The organism is Streptomyces sp. R41, from assembly GCF_041053055.1.
Lineage (GTDB): Bacteria > Actinomycetota > Actinomycetes > Streptomycetales > Streptomycetaceae > Streptomyces.
This window is the reverse complement of sequence record NZ_CP163443.1, coordinates 6511433-6529817: the sequence shown is the minus strand read 5'-3', so window position 1 is coordinate 6529817 and position 18385 is coordinate 6511433. Positions and strand designations below refer to the sequence as shown.

Below are 18385 nucleotides of genomic sequence, written 5' to 3'. Positions count from 1 at the left end.
AGGGACGGTTTGTTCAGGGGGGGTCATGGGCCTTTTGCAAGCACCTGTGCCGTTGGGCTATGGACCCGCGTCGAAAGAAGCCCACTCGGTCGCCGCCCCGCTTCTGACGGGGGCAGCTCTGGCCCTTGCCGGAGTCGTCGCCGGAGCGAACGAGAGAATCTTTCGCTGGCCCGGGGTCAGCCTCCTACTGCTCGTTGCCACATCCATGTCCCTGATCGCCAGCATTCAACTGCACTACTTCGCCCGCCAGTACCTCTACTCGCGCCAGGACATCCACGACTGGTACGGGAACGACAACGAGGCGCAGTTGAAAAGGCTGTACGCATGGCAAGGCGACGACTACAGCGTGTGGGCCCGCTACCAGAGTCTCGCCGTCCACTGCTTCAGCGCCGGAACCGTCCTGCTGGGGTTGGGCGTCGGCGCCGCTCTGATTCCACCGGACGGCGGCCAACAAGCCTCATGGCGATGGGCCGCCGGCGGACTGGTGCTGTTGTGCACCGCTGTTGAAGCGGTCTGGACGATTGCCATTTACCGCAAGAACGTGCACCTGGGCGTCAAGCGCGGGTTCGCGCTCAGCGCGATCGCCAAACCAAGGGAGAACGCATGACCACCCATGCCATGACCCTGCCGGGCAACGGCCTCCCGGGCGGGGGTAGCTGCCGAGGCACGGACTGCAAGGTCGTCATTCTCGCCAATGACGTGCTTGAGGGTGACACGCTAAACGCCTGGCATGCGGCGATCAAGGCGGGCCCCGAGGCGATGGATGCCCATCTGGCCACGTACAACGCCCGGTTCAAGGACGCGCACGCGGTGAGCTGCGAATTCAGCATGCTGCCTCCATCTGTGCATGTGGCGTACGACCACTCCTACGATTCCCTTGTAGGTGAGCTCGAGACGGCGAACAGCTCGCGCTTCAACCGGTAGCCGCCCCGCCCCTGAAACTCAGCCGATCACCCCACTACGATGGTGCGAGTGGCGGACACAGGGGGCAGACGCGGGCACCGCTCCCGCCTGTGGTTCGGCCTGAGCGTCCTGGCCATGGGCAGTTTCACCGTCGGCGACAGCGCGCACCGGGTCCGAGCCGCCGCGGACTGGCTCGTCGCCTGGTGGCCCTGGCTACTGCTGTCCCTCGCCCTGCTGAACCTGCTGCGCTCGGCCATCACCCCCGGCTCGCTCATTGCGCCCAGCCTGCTCACCGCCGTGACCCTCGGCGGGCTGGCGGCGGCGCACGGCATCAGCGCCCACACCCTCGCCGACTTCGTCGTACCCGCCGCGCTGATCGTCGTCGGGCTGGCTCTGGTGCTCTCCTCCCAACGGGCTGACTCCTACCGGTGGACGCGCGTACTGGCGACCGGCCGGGTGCGTACGACGGATGCGCTCGGCAGTCACACCAACTGTCCCCAGGTGATACTCCGCGCCGTAGCGGGTGAGTTGCGTGCCGATCTCACTGACTCCTTCCTCGACGGCAGTCTTGATGTCCAGGTGACGGCGGTAGCCGGTCATGTGCATCTGACTGTGCCGCGAGACTGGCCCATTACGGTGCACACCACCGGCACCCTCCTCACCCGCGTCATCGACACGGGTCCGCGTGCAGGCTCCGACGCCGAAGTCGCGCACGAAGCCGAACTACACCTTCTCGGACTGTGCGGGGCCGTCAGTCTCGTTCGGGCGTGAACTCCCGTGCATGTACGGCAGGTTCACCCGTTGGCCCGCGAACCGGTCCGAGAGACGCTGGAAGAGCGCCCACTCGCCGTCGCGGTCGGGCAGCGGGTGGTGCAAGGCCTCGACGAGGTCGAACCGGTGCAGGTCGTACACGACATGCATGAGCCCCGCGTAAGCCTGTGCCCCGATCACAGCTCCCTTGTACGCCACCGCGGCCATCACCAGTGCGAGTGCGACCAGCCACCAATCACCGGCTTCGTCGTAGAAGGCAGCCCCCATGACGACAGCGCAGGCAAGGAAGGCGTGGCAGAGGTTGACCGCCATATCCAGCATGTCCCGGGCCGAACTCAGCGCCTGGGCAAGTGGGGCGGACACCTGCGGATAGATGCGGGGCCACGAGGCGAGGGTCGTGAGCCCGTAACGCTCACCCGCGCTGAGCTCTCCGGCCCTGAGGGCATTGCCGAGCGCGGTGGGCAGGAGAGCGTCCTTGGGCGGTGCGGCCGCCAGGCGCCTTGAGGCGTCTGCCGCGACTCGCCGGGCGTCGGGGCCGGCATCGGTCGCGGCATCGGCTCGATCGGCGAGCACCTGCCCGCGGCGACGCTGCAACTCCATCAGCACCCCGGCAAATCCCGCCGTGACGGACCACCGGTCCCAGTACCCCTCCAGCACTCGCACCGCCCGCACCTGAAAGGGCTGCAGCAGCATCCCGAGTACGGCGGCGCAGGCACCGATCAGAAGAAGGGCACCGGCTGTGGCAGCCGGGCTGGACGGTAGGACTGCGGTCCCGTCGCTACGACCCGAGAAACTTCCCGCCCGAACCAACCCGTACACACACGTGACAAAGAGCGCGCACGGCACGAAATGCACCGCCAGCACCCGCCGCACAGAGCCGCCCCCTCGCGTCCCGCACCCCTGCATTCGCACAGTCATCTGAATGCTCTTCAGTATGACGGTTGCACAATGGGTTTCACGGCCGTCTTCCGAGAACGCTCACAGCTGGCTCAGGATCGAAGGTTCCATGATCTCCGAGTCCTCGGCGAGCAGCATCGCCTCGCTGAGGATGACCGCGAGGGTGCGATCGCCTTCGAACGGGAGATAGCCAGCTCACCCAACGCGAGCCGCTCCTCGGCGATCTCGAGCCCCCAGCCCGCGCCCCGGTCCCCACTGGTCGTCTCGTCGACGAACGTCACCATTCCCATGCCACGACAGTACGAGCCACCACTGACAATCGGTCACGGCGTCGCTCCGGCGAAAGGGCCGAAGCCTCGCACGGCGGCCCTGTCGTTCGGCCATGAGCGACTCCCGTGCCGCGGCCGTCCTCACCACGCCCGGCCGCGCCGAGGCGATGCGCGCCGTGCGCACCCTGCTGGACATCGCCGATCTCCATGGGCCCGGGCGCCCTACGCGGGTTCCGAGCCTCCGCGACGCCTGTCGACCGCGGTCAGGTCGATCTCGATCTCGAAAGGGATGGTGACCTTGAGGCGGTCGTGGAAGATGCCCGTGAGGCCGTACGACTTCGTGGCGGGGTCCAGTTCGTAGACGTAGACGACGGGCAGACCCTTGTCTTCGTCCTTCTCCACCCGCCAGAAGTGTGGGACCCCTGCCTCGGCGTACTTGCGGGGTTTCACCTCGCGATCGCGTTCGCAGGAGTCGGGGGAGACGACTTCGACAGCCAGGAGTACGTCTTCGGGCTTGCGCCAGGTCTGGTCCGGGCCCAGGTCCGCCTTCACCGGGACTACCAGGATGTCGGGCTCAGGGCGATTTCTCCGGTCCAGCTTGATGGTGAACTCTCGGTCGACATCCAAGTGATCCGGCACCTGGTCCAGAAGGCTGTGCTCAAGCAGGCGCATGCAGCGCATGTGAAACCGGGTCTGCGGACTCATGAAGACGAGACTTCCGTCGATCAACTCCGTGTGCGGCGGGAGGCCCGGAATCCGGTCGAGGTCGTCCGCGGTCCAGCCCTCGGCGGGCGGGATCGGCCAGCGGTACGACGACTGGTCGTGCAGGCCCTCGTCCATCCCATTCTCGGATGCGGCGCTCATAGGTGCTCCCATGCGACGGAGTCTCGCCTGTCGATTCAGCGTACCCAGCGGGAATGACAGGCGCTTCACCTCAACGGGTGATCACATGTTCGGCCTGCGGTCAGTCCCGTCGTTCCCCGTACCGGGCAACATCTAATCTGACGCCATGTCAGATGACGTGTCATACGAGCTGCTCGGATTCGACAACGTACTCCTGCCCGTCGGGGACCTCGGCGAGGCCGTGGCGTTCTACGAGCGGGCCGGGTTCCCGATCGCGTTTCGGCTCGACGAGGCCGGGATCGCGCTGCTGAAGGTGGGCAAGGAGACGCCGGGCGTGTTGTTGCGACTGGACGAGGAGTTGAGTCATCGGCCGCCGCCATGGGCCTCGCCGCGAGTGTGGGTGGAGGTGCGGGACGCCCGGGCCGCCGCGGTCGCCCTCACCGCGGCCGGCATTCAGCCGCTCGACGCCCCCTTCCCCGTGGCCACCGGGTGGACCGTCGAGATCGCCGACCCCTGGGGCAACGTCATGGGACTCACGGACTACAGCAAGCGGCCCGAGCTGGGCCGTAAGGGATGACCACACCCTCGACTTGAACATGTTCAAAAGCAGGTCTACATTCTTTCTCGACAGCGTTTTGAACGCGTTCAAGAAGGGGTGGGGACATGGACCTCACAGTCGTCGCGTACGTCATCTATCTGCTGGTCAGCATCGCGCTGACCGTCTGGGTCGCGCGCACGCTGAGCCACAACGGGCGGATCTTCCTGGCGGATGTGCTGCACGGCAACGAGAAGCTCGCCGACGCCGTCAACCACCTGCTGGTGGTGGGCTTCTACCTCGTCAACCTGGGCTTCGTCGCGCTCTATCTGAACCAGGACACCGAGATCGACAACGCCCGCGGGATCTTCGAGGCCCTGTCGACCAAGCTCGGTGTGGTCCTGCTCGTACTCGGTGTCATGCACCTGGGGAACGTGTACGTGCTCAACAAGATCCGGCGGCGGGGAGTGATGGAGCGGGAGCAGATGCCGCCCGTCGCGCCGACGGACTGGATCGCGCCGACGGCCGGGGCGTGACCTCGATGACCGGCTTCGCGGCCACACGGGACCGGGGCGCCGCGCACGTCCCGGTCCTCGGGCTCACCGTTCTGTACGACGCACAGTGCTCGCTGTGCACCTTTCTGAGCGACTGGCTCGGCAAGCAGCGGCAGTTGGTGCCGCTCCGGCTCGTGCCGGCCGGGTCCGACGAGGCCCGGCACCGCTTCCCTGGGCTCGATCACCGGGCCACCCTCGGCGAGATCACCGTCGTGGGGGACGGCGGGCAGGTCTACCAGGGCGCCGCCGCCTGGGTCGTCACCCTGTGGGCGTTGCGCGAGCACCGGCCGCTCGCCCATCGGCTGAGCACCCCTGCGGGTGCCCGTCTGGCGAAGGGCGCGACGCTCGCCGCCGCCAAGTGGCGGGAGGCCCATGCCGCCGACCGGTGGGGTGCCGGCGCCTATCAGTGGGGAGAGGGGTGGCGTTACGACCCGAACGCGGGATGGACGTACGAAGCTCCCGCCTGCGACAGCGGCAACTGCTCCACCGGTTCCACTCGTTAGGCTCGTCCCCGTGCCAGCACCAACAGACAGCCCCCGTCAGGACAGCTCCGGCTCCGACGAGGCCCCCGAAAAAGGTCCCGGCAAGACTCCCGCCAAGAGCGAGCAGACCCGTGCCCTGATCCTGGAGACGGCGATGCGGCTGTTCCAGGAGCGGGGGTACGACAAGACGACCATGCGGGCCATCGCCAAGGAGGCCGGGGTCTCCGTCGGCAACGCGTACTACTACTTCGCCGGCAAGGAGCACCTGATCCAGGGTTTCTACGACCGGATCGCCACCGAGCACCAGGTGGCGGTACGGGAGGTGCTGGACCGCGAGACGGATCTGGAGGCCCGGCTCGGCGGGGTGCTGAAGGCGTGGCTGGACATCGCCACCCCGTACCACGAGTTCGCGGTGCAGTTCTTCAAGAACGCCGCCGACCCGGACAGCCCGCTCAGCCCCTTCTCCCCCGAGTCGGAGCACGCGCGCGTGGAGGCCATCAGCGTCCACCGGGAGGTGCTGGCCGGGGCGAAGACCAAGGTGCCCGAGGAACTCCGGGACGCGCTGCCCGAATTGATGTGGCTCTCCCAGATGGGGCTCGTCCTGTACTGGGTCTTCGACCGGACCGAGGGGCGCGAGCGCAGCTACCGGCTGGCCGAGCGCGGCGCCCGGCTGACCGCTCGGGGCGTCTCGCTGGCCCGCTTCCGCGTCCTGCGGCCCCTCGTCCACGAGGTGCACGAGCTGTTCACGGACTTCCTGCCGGGGATGACCAAGGTCCTGCCCGACCCGGCTAAGAAGGGCTCCTCCTAGGGGCCCGTTCAGAAAACGGGTCCCCTAGGAGACTCAGTGAGCGCCCAGGCTCAGTAAGCGCCGAGCCTTGGTAGGAGACTCAGTTCACCGCGTCGACTTCCCCCTCCGCGAGTTCCACGTCGTACACCAGCGGTCCGTCCTCCACCGCCACGTGCCGTGCACGGGCCCCGTACGACGCGGCCGTCGCCGCCAGGAGATACATACCCGGCGCGGGCACCGACACGATGTACGAGCCGTCCGCCAGCGACGTGACGCGGTCCAGTTGGCGCCCGCCCTTCGACAGGAGGGTCACCACCGCACCCTCGACCGGATCGCCGTCGGCGGTGCGGATGAAGCCGTGGACCACCGAGGCGCCACCCTCGGCGGGAAGCTCGTCCAGGGCCTCCTCCTTCGGCTCCACCGCCAGATGCGGCAGCCTCTTCTCCAGCCCGGCCGGCAGCCACCAGTTGGACTTGCCGAGCAGATGCATCGCGGCCGGCACCAGGGCCGTACGGAGAATGAAGGCGTCGAGGGCGACGGCTGCCGCCAGGCCCACGCCCGCCATCGCGGCCCCCGCGTCGCCGCTCAGGACGAAGGCCAGGAAGACGCAGACCATGATGAGCGCCGCGCTGTTGATGACGCGGCTCGTCTCCGCGAGGCCGACCCGCACCGCGCGCGCGTTGTCCTTCGTGTGCACCCACTCCTCGTGCATCCGGCTCACCAGGAACACCTGGTAGTCCATCGAGAGGCCGAAGAGGAGGGACAGCATGATGACCGGCAGGAAGGCGTTGATCGGCCCCTCCTTGCCGAGGCCCAGCAGCTCGAGGCCCCAGCCCCACTGGAAGATCGCGGTGAGGACGCCGAAGGAGGCCGCCGCGGCGATCAGGTTCATCAGCGCCGCCGTCAGCGGCACCACGAGGGAGCGGAAGGCGACCAGCAGGAGCAGGAAGCCGAGACCGATGATCGTGGCGATGAACAAGGGCAGCCGGTCACCCGTGATGGACGCGAAGTCCTTGGAGACCGCCGTCACGCCACCGACGTGGGCCTTCGCCCCCGCGTCGGGGATCACCCGGTCCCGCAGCGTGTCGATGAGCTGGTCGGTCTTCTCCGACTGCGGCGAGGTCGTCGGCACCACCTGGATCACCGTCACGCCCTGCGCGGGCGGCAGCGCGGCGACCCGGGCGACTCCGGCGGTGTCGCCGATGCCCTTCACCAGGGTGTCCGTGTCGCCGCTGGACACGACCACCTGCAAAGGGCCGTTGAAACCGGGCCCGAAGCCCTCGGCGAGCAGGTCGTACGCCTTCCTGGTCGTCGTCGAGGCGTCGTCGTTGCCCTGGTCGGTGGCGCCGAGCCGCAGTGACAGGACGGGCAGCGCGAGGACGGCCATGACAACCACGGCCAGGATGGCGATCGTACGAGGGCGCCGCTGGACGTTCGCGGACCAGCGCGCCGCGGCACCGCTCGTCCGCTCCGGCTCGGGCCCGTTCGCCTCCAGCTTGCGCCGCTGGCGGCGGCTGAGCACCCGGGTGCCGAGCAGACCGAGCAGCGCCGGCAGCAGGGTGACCGCCGCGAGCACGCTGAAGACGACCGTGAGCGAGGTGCCGATGACCACGCCGTCCAGGAACCGCAGGTTCGTCACCAGCATCCCGGCGAGCGCGATGCACACCGTGCCGCCCGCGAACAGCACCGCCCGTCCGGAGGTGTTGAGGGCGGTGACCGCCGACTCCTCCGGTTTCATGCCGCGCAGGATGCCGCGCCGGTGCCGGGTCACGATGAAGAGCGCGTAGTCGATGCCCACGCCGAGCCCGATGAGGGTGGCGAGCAGCGGGGCCAGGTCGGGAATGTCGGTGGCGTGGCTGAGCAACTGGGTGGAGAACAGCCCCGTACCGACGCCGAAGAGGGCGATGGCGATCGGCAGCAGCATCGCGAAGAGCGAGCCGAAGGCCAGGAACAGGACGACGGCCGCCGCCAGGATGCCGACCATTTCGGCGAGCCCGGTGGGTGGTTCCTGCACCCGCTGGATCGCCTGACCGCCCAGCTCGACCTGCAGACCGCCGCGCTCGGCGTTCTGCGCGGTGTCGACGACGTCCTGCACCAGTTCCTTGGGTACGGCGTTCGCCTGCTCCGTGAAGGTGATCTGGGCGTACGCGATCTTCCCGTTCTCGCTGATCTGCGCCGCGCCCCGGTCGCCCGAGTACGGTCCGGCGACGTCGCCGACTCCCTTCATCTTCCCGATCTCGTCGAGTGCGGGCTGGATCCGGGACCGTACGGACTGGTCCCTGACCGTTCCCTCGTCGACCTTCCACACCACCGTGTCGGTGTCGCCCGCGCTGTCCGGGAACGCCTTCTCCATCAGGTCGTACGCGCGCTTGGAGTCCGTGTTCGGAAGGGAGAAGACATTCGCGTAGTCCGTGCCCGCGGTGGATGCCGCGAAGCCCAGTCCGAACAATGCCGCCACCCACAGCAACAGGACCACCAGCCGGTGCCGATAGCACCACCGTGCCAATGTCGCCACGCTCAACGCTCCTTAGTCGGTCGGTTGGTCCCCCAGGTCCTGGGCAACAGGATTTCCGGGGGCACGCGCGCGTGGACACGAAGTGGCCATGACTCTCAAGGAACTCCAAAGGGCGGACGCCCCTCGCTGTCAGTGCCAGTGCGGATACTGGGGGCATGACCGGTCACGAGGGAGCCACCGTGCTCGTCGTAGAGGACGAACCGAGCATCTCAGACGTCCTGGCCATCGCCCTGCGTTATCACCGTTTCGAGGTAATGACCGCGGGCACCGCCCGCCAGGCGCTCACGCTCGCCGAGCGCACCCGCCCCGACGCGGCGCTGCTCGACGTGATGCTGCCGGACGGCGACGGCCGGGCGCTCGGCCGTGAACTGCGGGTACGACAGCCGGACCTGGCCATCGTCTTCCTCACCGCGCGGGACGCGCCCGCCGAGATCGTGGGCGCCCTCGGCTTCGGCGACGACTACATCACCAAGCCGTTCAACATCGACGAGGTCGTCGCCCGGATCACGGCCGTACTGCGCCGCACGCGCCCGGACGACGTCCTGCCGCAGCGCCCGCCGCTGCGGTACGGCGACCTGGAGCTGGACGAGACGACGTACAGCGTCCATCGCGCGGGTCGTACGGTGGAGCTCACGCCGACCGAGTACGCCCTGCTGCGCTTCCTGGTCCGCAATGGCGGCCGGATCGTGCCCAAGGAGCAACTCCTGCGCCACGTGTGGCAGTACGAGCACTCGGCCGAGTCGACCGTCGTGGAGACGTACATCAGCTATCTCCGACGCAAGCTCGAACCGCTGGGGCCGCCGGTGATCCAGACGCGGCGTGGCGTCGGATACGGGCTCGCGTGAAGAGCATGCCTCGCATGAAGATCCCGGCTCGCGTGAGGATTCCCGCGCGCGTGAGGATTCCCGCGCGCGTGAAGAGCCCTGCGCGCGTGAGGCCGCGGCGCCCGCTCTGCCGGCACGGTATCCATTCCCTCCGCGGCCAGCTGACGCTCGCGAACGTGGGGCTGCTGGCCCTGGGCATCGTCGTGGCGACCGCCGTGAGCCTGATGGGCATGCGGCACTATCTGCTCGATCAGGTCGACACCGAGCTCGCCAAGACGCGGGATTCGCTGGGCAGTTCGCGGCTCACGATGCAGGAGATCGACTCGCTGAGCGCGCTGTCGTTCGTACGCGATCGCATGCTGCCCCCCACGGACGAGTCACCGAAACCGGACTCGATCTTCGCGGCGGTCGACGGGAACGGAAAGGCGGTTGCCGTAGCGGGCTTCAAGCCGACCGGCACCCAGCGCGCCCTGGCCGCCGCCGTGCACGACCCGCACGACCTCGCCGCCGACAGTGACCCGCACGACGTCACGGTGCACGGTGCCGCCTACCGGGCGACCGGGGCACGGCTCGCCGACGGCACATACGTGCTGCTCGCCACCTCGACCGACGCGCTGCACAAGGGCATCGCGAAGGCGCTCAAGCTCGATGTGACCATCGGGACTCTGCTGTTGGCGCTGCTCGCCTGCCTGACGATGTTCAGCGTGCGGCGTCGGATGCGGCCGCTGGAGGACATGGTGGAGACCTCGTCGGCGATCGCCGAGGGGGATCTGACCCGGCGCGTACCCTCCAGCCACCATCCGACCCAGGAGGTCGAGCAGCTGCGGCTCGCCCTCAACTCGATGCTCCACCAGGTCGAGTCGGCGTACCGGACACGCGAGCGCAGCGCCGCCCAGCTGCGCCGTTTCGTCGGCGACGCCTCGCACGAGCTGCGCACACCCCTGTCGGCGATACGCGGCTATCTCCAGCTGTACGAGAAGGGGATGCTGACCGATCCGGCCGAGCGCAAGCGTGCCTGGGACCGGATGAACGCGGAGGCCGACCGCATGGGCCGGCTCGTGGACGAGCTGCTCACCCTGGCCCGCCTCGACCAGCGGCCCGAACTCCGCTTCAGGAACGTCGACTTGAGCCGACTGGTGCGGGACGCGGCCGAGGATCTGCGGGCCCAGCAGCCGGGGCGCCCGGTGAGCGTGGGCGCCGACGGCACTCTGCTCGTGCAGGCCGACGAGTCGGGGCTGCGCCAGGTGCTCGGCAACCTCGTGGGCAATGTACGCACCCATACGCCCGCCGAAGTGCCGGTGCGGCTCGGTCTGGAGCGCGCGGCCGGTGTCGTACGGCTGTGTGTCACGGACGAGGGTCCCGGGCTCCCGGAGGAGGACGCGGCGCGCATCTTCGACCGGTTCTTCCGGGCGGGCGGTGGCGCGGGCAGCGGGCTCGGCATGGCGATCGTGCAGGGCGTGGTGGCGGCGCACGGGGGCGAGGTGGCGGTACGGACAGCGCCGGGCGAGGGGTTGGCGGTGACGGTCACGCTTCCGGCGCGGTGACGGTCACGCTTGCGGCACAGTGGGCTCACGTTTTCGGTGGGGTGACGGTGACACGCCCGGCATGGTGCCGCCACGCTTCCGGCGCGATGACGGTGACACCTTCGGCGCGGTGACCTGCTGGAACCGACTTGGGGAGAAGCTGACCTGGATGATTGAACACGGGCCGCCACGGCGCCGTACACAGATTCAGGTACAGATGAAGGCGGCCCCGACGTCCCCAGCCTGGTCCGCCGCGCCACCACCGGGCTTCGCACGGAAGGACCGCCGGGTTGTCGTTCAACACGAGCTCTCGACAGCTGACGAACACCGACGAGGAGCCGCTGGAGGCGGGACCTGCGCCGGAGCCGCCCGCGGAGCCCGCTCCGGGTGACGGCAAGACCGGCGCCGAAGCCACCTCGCGTGACCGCGAAGCCGCGCCCGAGGCCACTTCCGGTGAGCCCGAAGCCCCGGTCGCAGCTCCCCCCGGTGACACCGAAGCCCCGCCCCAAGCCACCTCCGGTGAGCCCGAAACCCCAGTCGCAGCTCCCCCCGGTGACACCGAAGCCCCGCCCCAAGCCACCTCCGGTGAGCCCGAAACCCCGCCCGAAGCCACCCCCGGCGACGCGGAGGCCCCGCCCCCCGCCTCGGACGACAGTGAAGCCCCGGCCGAACCCGCCCCTGCCCCCGCCGCCTCCCCCACCCGCGGCTGGCGGCGCTGGCGCGGCTGGCGCGACAAGTACCCGGTCGCGGCCCGCACCCTCGCGTGGACCACCACCGGTCTGTCCGCCGCGCTCGTACTGTTCGCGCTGCTCATGCCGAGCAAGATCGACGGCTTCCGGCCCGCCGAGTTCGCCCGTATCCCCGTGGAGGCGATCTTCGGCGCGGCGGTACTGATCGTCCTGCCGCGCAAGCCGCGGATCGCCGTGGCGGCGCTCGCCGGGCTCGGCCTCGGCGCGCTGACCGTCCTGAACTTCCTCGACATCGGCTTCAACGAATACCTCGGGCGAGGATTCAACGTCGTCCTCGACTGGACGCTGTTCGGTGACGCGCAGGCGTACCTTCAGGACACGATGGGCAAGAAGGGCGCCCTCGGCATCGTCGTCGTGGTCGTACTGATCGTGCTCGCCGTGCTCGCCCTCATGACGCTGTCGGTCGTGCGGTTGGGCAACCTGCTGGCCCGGCACACCGAGACGGCGACGCGTACGACGCTGGTGATGGCCATCGTCTGGGTGACGTGCGCGGCGCTCGGCGTGCAGTTCACCGGCGTGCCGATCGCCTCCGAGCACACCACGCTGGTCGTCCAGGACCGTGCCGAGCGGGTGCGGAACACGATTCGGGACGAGGCTGCGTTCGCGAAGATCGCCAAGAAGGACGCCTTCGCCAACACCCCGCCGGACCAGCTGCTCACGGGGCTGCGTGGCAAGGACATGATGATCACGTTCATCGAGAGCTACGGCCGCAGCGCGATCGAGGACCCGGTCATGGCGCCGGGCGTCGACGCGACGCTCACCGCCGAGAACGAGAAGCTGACCAAGGCCGGTTTCGCGGCGAAGAGCGGCTGGCTCACCTCGGCGACGTACGGCGGAAGCAGCTGGCTGGGTCACTCCACCTTCATGTCGGGCCTGTGGATCAACAACCAGCAGCGCTACCGCACCGTCACCGCGGGCGACCACCTGACCCTCCCCGGCGCCTTCAAGAAGACCGGCGCCTGGGACACGGTCGGCGTCATGCCGGGTGTCCAGAAGGCCTGGCCGGAGCAGAAGTTCTACGACATCGACAAGCTCTACGACTCCCACGACCTCGGCTACAAGGGACCGAAGTTCAGCTGGTCGACCATGCCCGACCAGTACGCGCTGACCGCGTTCGAGCGCCTGGTGCACGGCAAGAAGCACGACAAGCCGCTGATGTCGACGATCATCCTGACCTCCAGCCACCAGCCCTGGGCGCCGATCCCCAAGACGGTCCCCCAGGACCAGGTCGGCGACGGCTCGATCTACGACGCCATCCAGAAGGCCGGCAAGAAGCCCGCGGACATCATCACCGACTCCACCAAGTCCAAGCAGGAGTACGGCAAGTCCATCCAGTACTCGGTGACCAGCCTCATCGACTACCTGGTGAAGTACGGCAACAAGGACACCGTGCTCGTCTTCCTCGGCGACCACCAGCCCATCGCCAGGGTCAGCGGCAACAACGCCAGCCGTGACGTGCCGGTCTCGATCGTCGCCAAGGACCCGAAGGTGCTCGACAAGATCGCCGACTGGGGCTGGACGGACGGCCTGCAGCCCCAGCACGACGCGCCGGTCTGGAAGATGAGCGCGTTCCGCGACCGCTTCCTGACGGTCTACGGCTCCACGCCCAAGCCGTGAGTCACGTGGACGCGGCCCCGGTGAGTCACGTGGACGCGGCCACCAGCGCCCACACCGTCTTCCCGTAACGCCCCCGGCTCCACACCCCCCACGCCACGGCGATGTTCTCCACGAGATGGAGCCCGCGGCCGGTCTCCTCCCAGTCGGCGACCGGCCGCAGACGGGGCTCGGCGAGGCCCTCGTCGGAGACCTCGATGAAGCAGGAGCCGTCGGCGAGGGCGGTCACCGCGACCTCGAACTCCCGTTCAAGGAGCGGACCGTGGCGCACCACGTTGGTCGCCAGCTCGGAGACGAGAAGCACGGCGTCCTCGAGGGCCGGATCGTCGGCGCTGTGCCCCCAGTCGGCCAGATGGTCCCGCACCCGGCGCCGGGCGAGACCGACGGACGCCGGATGCCGGGGCAGCCGGAAGGAGTTGCGTCTCACCACGTCCACTCCTCACCCCGCACACACCTCCGACACATGGTGCTGCGTTGGGTGAGAGCGCGATGTCACTGGGGTGGGCCTCCACCCCGCGAGATCACGTCAGTTGTCATATCCAGCTCAGCCGCCAGAGGCGGAAGACACCGGTCCCGTCCGACAGATACTGACCGCCCCCGACGTCCTCACTGCTGAGTACATACTCCTTGCGCTGCCACAGCGGAATCAGCGGAACATCCTGAGCCACGACTTCCTGCAGCTGCCGGAAGGAGTCGGTCACGCGGCTGCGGTCCTTGTACTGCTGCGTGGCCAGAATCAGCCGGTCGACCTCCTTGCTGCTGTAGCCGTTCTTCATGCTGTTGTCCGTGCCGACGAGCGGAGCGCCGAAGGTGTCCGGGTCGGGGTAGTCGGCGACCCAGCCGACGGCCCACGCGTCCAGCCGGCCCTCGGCGTACCGCTTCTGGAAGTCGGTCCACTCATAACCCTTGGTCGTCACCTTGAACAGCCCGCTCGCCTCCAGCTGCCGCTTGACCTCGGCGGCCTCCTGCCCCGCGGCGCCCCGCCCCTGGCCGTATCCGTAGGTGAAGCGGACCGGCAGCTGGACCCCGGCCTCGGTCAGCAGCGCCCGCGCCTCCTTCGGGTCGGGCTTGGGATAGTTGTCGAAGAACGACGTCGAGTGCCCCGTGATACCCGCCGGAATCAGCCCGTACAACGGATCGGTGGTGCCCTTGTACGTCTGGCTGACCAGCTCTTCGCGATTGATGAGCGCGGCGATGGCCTGCCGCACCCGCCGGTCGTGCAGCGGCGAGTTCGCGCGGACGTTGAGGACGAGGTTGCGGGTCTCGGCGCTGTCGACCGCCGTGACGCGCTGGTTCGGGTCGCTCGGTGAGAGGTCGGCCAGTAGCGCGGGGGGCAGCTGACGGGCGGCCACGTCGAACTTCTTCGCCTTCCACCCGGCTTCCAGCGCCTGCGAGTCGGCGTAGTAGCGCAGCACGATGGGCCGGCCGGTCTCCTTGACGGCGCCCCTGTACTTCGGGTTGGTCGCGAGCACGGCCCGCTTGTTCTTCGTATACGTCTTCAGTAGATACAGCCCGGTCCCGTCCGCGCCGGTGTCGGTGCGCAGGGCGCGCTTCGGGTAGCGGGTGCGGTCGACGATCGAACCGGCGCCGGTGGCCACCTTGAACGGGAAGGTGGCGTCGGGCGAGGACAGATGGAAGGTGACCGTGAGGCCCTCCGCGTCGACCGAGCCGAGGGTGGAGAAGAGGGACGCGGGCCCCACCAGGGAGTTGATGCGCTTCACCCGCTCGAAGGAGAACTTCACGTCCTCGGCGGTCATCTTGCGCCCGCCGGGAAAGGTCAGGTCGTCGCGCAACGTACAGCGGTACGTACGCAGCCCAGTACCCACGAAATCGCAGCTCTTCGCCGCGTCGGGCACAGGGGCGGCGGCGCCCGGCTCGAACGTCAGCAGCGACTGGAACACATTGCTGAACAGCGCCCAGGAACCGGCGTCGTAGGCGCCCGCCGGATCGAGGGACGTCACAGCATCCGTCGTCCCGACCGTAATGGTCCGGTTCCTGTTCTCTTCCCCCGGCAGCAACTGCCAGCCGCCCACACCCACGCCCGCCAGCACAAGCAGCGTCGCGAGAATCCGTATGCGAACCGATCGCATCGGTGCCCCTCCCCAGGCCCACCGCACGTCACTCCCCTAGTGACGCGGATCACCTAACCACAGGAGTTTCAGCTGGGGGAAGAGGTACTTGAAGAATGAAACGAGGCCTTCAGAAGGCGGGTTTCAGGCCTGTTTCACGTCCACCATGTGCAGTGCGTCGCCGCCTGTCACACTGCCTGCAGAAGTGGTTCCGGGGCCTCTCCCGCCAGGAGCTCCAGTGACTCGACGACTCACCCCGCACGACGCTCGCCTCGTCGACCGTTTTCGTCAACTTCACGGATAGGTGGGCCGGTTGGCCCCGTGTCTCATCACGCAGGCCATCGCGGAGCAGCGCCTCGCGCACATGGCCGATCCCCGTATCCCGCTGCTCACTCGCCCCGGCTGGATACCGCTCCGTCCGCTGTCGCCGCACGATGCCCATCTGCACTGCTCCGCGCCACGGACCGACAGCTTCGTCGCGGCCGGGAGGCGGCTGACGGAGAACTGGCCACCCCTTGACGACATGGCCCTCCCCACCTATTCCGCTGCCGTCATCAGGTACGCCAAACCCCCCAATCTTCTTCGACGCTCCCTCGTTCCGGCTCCTCGGCGTCGATCCGGCGTCCACCGACACGCACGACCGCTCCACGGCCCTCCGGTTCACCATGGGGTCGTACTTCGACTGGTTCGACACCAGCGAAGCACTCGGATTCGAGGCCGCTCATCAGTACGTACAGACCGGCGGTGGCAGGATCACCGGGCCCTATCGCGACTCCCTGTCGAGCCCCTTCAGCCTGGTGGACCGGTGCGCGACTCCCGGCGTCAACACCCTCACCGTTCGTACGTCGCGGCGGAGTTCCGTGTTCTACCTGCAGCGGTGTACCGGAGTGGCGACCGGCATCCGCACGCCGACCAGCCGTGCCTCGCACAGATCGGCGCGTGCCAGCACGGGCGCGCGCCGATCGGCTCCGGTGGCCAGTGCCAGCCCGGTCAGGTCGGTACGCCGCAGGTCGATGCGGTTGCGCTCGGGGCGCGAGGGCCTGCGGGCCAGCACCTTCATGGCGGCGACGTCTTCTCCCACCGACCAGGACCCTGTCGCCCCCGGACGGACGGGCGACTTGGTCCGCACGAACGCGGCCAGGACCTCGACGACGGTCTCGTGGTCGTCCTCCGACTCACGCATCACGTGTTCCAACGCGTAGACACCGCCCAGCACTTCCACCAGTTGCGCCGAGGCCAACTGGGCGACAGCCTTCCCGTAGCGGTCGGTCACCTGCCCGCGACGAGCGAGAAGGTAGTGCCGGACCGTGTAGCCCAGACCCGTCAGGGTGGAACCGGCCACTACGGCGGCCACCAGCGTCCTGCGGGTCTCGTCGAGCTCCCTGGCCCGCTTGTCCGCGGGCAGCCCTCGCACCGAGTCACCCGCGAGCAGCCAAGCCCCCGGCCTGAGCAGAAACACGCACACGGCCACTGCGCCGACGAGCACAGCCGCGTACCGCAGCACCTTGGTCCTCGTGGCAGGGCTCCCCATGGGCTCATGACACCGCGCGCACCCCATTCCGACCAGAGGCTCCGCAGAGGATCGTCCTCGCTCAGGCTTCCCGGGATGCCAGTTCCACGACCGTGATGTCCGAGGGAGCGCCCACCCGCGTCGGCGGCCCCCAGGCCCCGGCGCCCCGGGACACGTACAACTGCGTATCGCCGTACCGCTCCAGTCCGGCCAGCGTCGGATTGGCGGCGCCGGCGATGAAATTCCCCGGCCACAACTGCCCGCCATGCGTGTGCCCGGACAGCTGAAGATCGACCCCGTGCCGCACGGCCTCATGAATCTGCACCGGCTGATGCGCGAGCAGCACACACGCCCGCGACGTGTCCCGGTCCCCGAGCGCCTTGCCGAAGTCGGGCCCCTGCCCCTCGCTCTCCCCCTGTACGTCGTTCACGCCCGCGAGATCGAATCCGGCCAACTCGGTACGCGCGTTCTCCAGAGGATGGATCCCCAGCTCCCGCACTTCCCGTACCCACTGCTCGGCCCCGGAGAAGTACTCGTGATTACCCGTGACGAAGTACGACCCGAAACGCGCCCTGAGCTGAGCAAGCGGCGCAGCCGCCGGCCCGAGATCCTTCACACTGCCGTCGACGAGATCGCCGACCACAGCGATGAGATCGGGCTGCGTGGAGTTGATGGTGTCGACGACCTTCTGGGCAAAGCCGCGCCCCAGCACCGGCCCCAGATGAATGTCACTGACGACAGCGATCCGAAACCCATGAGCCGACCGCGGCAACTTGGCCAACGGCACGGTGACCCGCTTCACCCTGGGCCCCCGCAGAACGCCGTACGTCCCGTACCCCACGGTCCCCACAGCGGCAGCCGCGGCAGCCCCACCCACCACCCGAGAGACGAAGAGCCGCCGCGAGGGCCCCTCGGCCGATGGGAGACGGCCCGCACCCGCCGATCCGACCGAAGGGGACGCGCCGGAACGTCCGCCCGCGGCGGACGGCGCGTCAACGCCAGTGTCTTCGAACCCGACCGATTCCGCGCCAGACCGAGGACGGATGCTCCGGCGCGGCCCCGACTCACCCTCGACAGCAGGCGCAGCCGAGACGGCCGCCGCAGATGAGTCGGCACGCCCAGACGCCGACGAGCCGGCTGGCGCGGACGAGCCGGCAGACGCGGACGCAGACGAGGCGGCAGCCGACGACGAGTCGGCACGCCCAGACGAGACGACCGCCCGCCGCTCGACAACGCGCCGCAGCACCGGCCGTACAAGCTCCCCCACCACCAGCGCGAGCACCAGATAGATCGCCAGTGCCATCCACAGGAACCCGGGCCAGGCCAGCACCCGCTGAAGCCAGAACGGCGCCCCGGCCCGCTCACTCGCGACGGCCCCGAACATCAGCAGCGGCCCGGCGACGAAAACGGCCGCGCCCACCCGACGGGCCACCCCAGGCCCGGACGTGGTGTCGCGCACCAGGCGCCGCCACGCGTACCAGTGCAGAGCGCCGAGCACGGCCAGCGCGACCACGCCCACCAGCACGAAGACGATGACCAT

The 18385-nt window shown here is 68.8% G+C and carries 17 protein-coding genes; 10 read left to right on the top strand and 7 right to left on the bottom strand.

The window, feature by feature from the left end; all coding sequences use genetic code 11:
• Positions 1-25: 25 nt before the first annotated feature.
• The 3 genes from AB5J53_RS29985 to AB5J53_RS29975 are packed head-to-tail and all read left to right on the top strand — an operon-like array spanning position 26 to position 1674.
• Positions 26-607 carry a hypothetical protein gene (locus AB5J53_RS29985; RefSeq protein WP_369248732.1) on the top strand — a complete coding sequence of 194 codons (582 nt, stop codon included), beginning with the start codon at positions 26-28 and terminating at the stop codon, positions 605-607.
• Positions 604-924, top strand: coding sequence for a hypothetical protein (locus AB5J53_RS29980; RefSeq protein WP_369248731.1), 321 nt, complete (start codon positions 604-606; stop codon positions 922-924). Before AB5J53_RS29985 ends, AB5J53_RS29980 begins: the two co-directional genes overlap by 4 nt.
• A gap of 48 nt (positions 925-972) precedes the next feature.
• Positions 973-1674, top strand: coding sequence for a hypothetical protein (locus tag AB5J53_RS29975; protein ID WP_369248730.1), 702 nt, complete (start codon positions 973-975; stop codon positions 1672-1674).
• On the opposite strand, the gene AB5J53_RS29970 is transcribed toward AB5J53_RS29975, so the two are convergent.
• Both AB5J53_RS29970 and AB5J53_RS29965 read right to left on the bottom strand, forming a co-directional pair.
• On the bottom strand, positions 1627-2367 hold the full coding sequence (locus tag AB5J53_RS29970) for a hypothetical protein (RefSeq protein ID WP_369248729.1): 741 nt from the start codon (positions 2365-2367) through the stop codon (positions 1627-1629). The genes AB5J53_RS29975 and AB5J53_RS29970 overlap by 48 nt on opposite strands.
• 695 nt (positions 2368-3062) lie before the next feature.
• Positions 3063-3704 (bottom strand): Uma2 family endonuclease, encoded by a 642-nt coding sequence (locus AB5J53_RS29965; RefSeq protein ID WP_369248728.1) that lies wholly within the window; start codon positions 3702-3704, stop codon positions 3063-3065.
• A 145-nt stretch (positions 3705-3849) separates the two neighbouring features.
• Between AB5J53_RS29965 and AB5J53_RS29960 the strand changes: the two genes are divergently transcribed.
• The 4 genes from AB5J53_RS29960 (at position 3850) to AB5J53_RS29945 (ending at position 6062) form a co-directional block, all read left to right on the top strand.
• Positions 3850-4260, top strand: coding sequence for a VOC family protein (locus AB5J53_RS29960; RefSeq protein WP_369248727.1), 411 nt, complete (start codon positions 3850-3852; stop codon positions 4258-4260).
• Positions 4261-4346: 86 nt separating this feature from the next.
• Positions 4347-4754, top strand: a complete 408-nt coding sequence (locus AB5J53_RS29955) for a hypothetical protein (RefSeq protein WP_369248726.1) — start codon at positions 4347-4349, stop codon at positions 4752-4754.
• Between the two features lie 5 nt (positions 4755-4759).
• The gene (locus AB5J53_RS29950) at positions 4760-5275 is read left to right on the top strand and encodes a thiol-disulfide oxidoreductase DCC family protein (RefSeq protein ID WP_369252553.1); all 516 of its coding nucleotides are present in this window, start codon (positions 4760-4762) and stop codon (positions 5273-5275) included.
• A gap of 10 nt (positions 5276-5285) precedes the next feature.
• Complete coding sequence (locus AB5J53_RS29945) at positions 5286-6062, top strand: TetR family transcriptional regulator (protein WP_369248725.1); 777 nt, start codon at positions 5286-5288, stop codon at positions 6060-6062.
• A 79-nt stretch (positions 6063-6141) separates the two neighbouring features.
• On the opposite strand, the gene AB5J53_RS29940 is transcribed toward AB5J53_RS29945, so the two are convergent.
• Positions 6142-8547, bottom strand: a complete 2406-nt coding sequence (locus AB5J53_RS29940; protein WP_369252551.1) for an MMPL family transporter — start codon at positions 8545-8547, stop codon at positions 6142-6144.
• A 164-nt stretch (positions 8548-8711) separates the two neighbouring features.
• Between AB5J53_RS29940 and AB5J53_RS29935 the strand changes: the two genes are divergently transcribed.
• From AB5J53_RS29935 to AB5J53_RS29925, 3 genes are all read left to right on the top strand, one after another.
• Positions 8712-9401: a response regulator transcription factor gene (locus AB5J53_RS29935; protein ID WP_369248724.1), complete on the top strand. Its 690-nt coding sequence runs from the start codon at positions 8712-8714 to the stop codon at positions 9399-9401.
• Positions 9402-9556: 155 nt separating this feature from the next.
• A complete protein-coding gene (locus AB5J53_RS29930) occupies positions 9557-10924 on the top strand; it encodes an ATP-binding protein (protein WP_369248723.1) in 1368 nt (455 codons plus the stop codon).
• 269 nt (positions 10925-11193) lie between these two features.
• Positions 11194-13269, top strand: a complete 2076-nt coding sequence (locus AB5J53_RS29925) for a sulfatase-like hydrolase/transferase (protein WP_369248722.1) — start codon at positions 11194-11196, stop codon at positions 13267-13269.
• 25 nt (positions 13270-13294) lie between these two features.
• Here AB5J53_RS29925 and AB5J53_RS29920 read toward each other — a convergent pair whose 3' ends face one another.
• From AB5J53_RS29920 to AB5J53_RS29905, 4 genes are all read right to left on the bottom strand, one after another.
• Positions 13295-13696, bottom strand: a complete 402-nt coding sequence (locus tag AB5J53_RS29920) for an ATP-binding protein (RefSeq protein ID WP_369248721.1) — start codon at positions 13694-13696, stop codon at positions 13295-13297.
• A gap of 103 nt (positions 13697-13799) precedes the next feature.
• Positions 13800-15356, bottom strand: a complete 1557-nt coding sequence (locus AB5J53_RS29915; protein ID WP_369248720.1) for an ABC transporter substrate-binding protein — start codon at positions 15354-15356, stop codon at positions 13800-13802.
• 844 nt (positions 15357-16200) lie between these two features.
• On the bottom strand, positions 16201-16866 hold the full coding sequence (locus AB5J53_RS29910; protein ID WP_369248719.1) for a hypothetical protein: 666 nt from the start codon (positions 16864-16866) through the stop codon (positions 16201-16203).
• A gap of 61 nt (positions 16867-16927) precedes the next feature.
• Positions 16928-18385: a metallophosphoesterase gene (locus AB5J53_RS29905; protein WP_369248718.1), complete on the bottom strand. Its 1458-nt coding sequence runs from the start codon at positions 18383-18385 to the stop codon at positions 16928-16930.

What these genes read in the sequence shown, in the direction of transcription:
- AB5J53_RS29950 (WP_369252553.1), top strand. Translation starts at nt 4,760, where the DNA reads ATGACCGGCTTCGCGGCCACACGGGACCGGGGCGCCGCGCACGTCCCG.
- AB5J53_RS29955 (WP_369248726.1), top strand. Translation starts at nt 4,347, where the DNA reads ATGGACCTCACAGTCGTCGCGTACGTCATCTATCTGCTGGTCAGCATC.
- AB5J53_RS29935 (WP_369248724.1), top strand. Translation starts at nt 8,712, where the DNA reads ATGACCGGTCACGAGGGAGCCACCGTGCTCGTCGTAGAGGACGAACCG.
- AB5J53_RS29965 (WP_369248728.1), bottom strand. Translation starts at nt 3,704, where the DNA reads ATGAGCGCCGCATCCGAGAATGGGATGGACGAGGGCCTGCACGACCAG.
- AB5J53_RS29905 (WP_369248718.1), bottom strand. Translation starts at nt 18,385, where the DNA reads ATGGTCATCGTCTTCGTGCTGGTGGGCGTGGTCGCGCTGGCCGTGCTC.
- AB5J53_RS29960 (WP_369248727.1), top strand. Translation starts at nt 3,850, where the DNA reads ATGTCAGATGACGTGTCATACGAGCTGCTCGGATTCGACAACGTACTC.
- AB5J53_RS29915 (WP_369248720.1), bottom strand. Translation starts at nt 15,356, where the DNA reads ATGCGATCGGTTCGCATACGGATTCTCGCGACGCTGCTTGTGCTGGCG.
- AB5J53_RS29970 (WP_369248729.1), bottom strand. Translation starts at nt 2,367, where the DNA reads ATGCTGCTGCAGCCCTTTCAGGTGCGGGCGGTGCGAGTGCTGGAGGGG.
- AB5J53_RS29910 (WP_369248719.1), bottom strand. Translation starts at nt 16,866, where the DNA reads ATGGGGAGCCCTGCCACGAGGACCAAGGTGCTGCGGTACGCGGCTGTG.
- AB5J53_RS29985 (WP_369248732.1), top strand. Translation starts at nt 26, where the DNA reads ATGGGCCTTTTGCAAGCACCTGTGCCGTTGGGCTATGGACCCGCGTCG.
- AB5J53_RS29980 (WP_369248731.1), top strand. Translation starts at nt 604, where the DNA reads ATGACCACCCATGCCATGACCCTGCCGGGCAACGGCCTCCCGGGCGGG.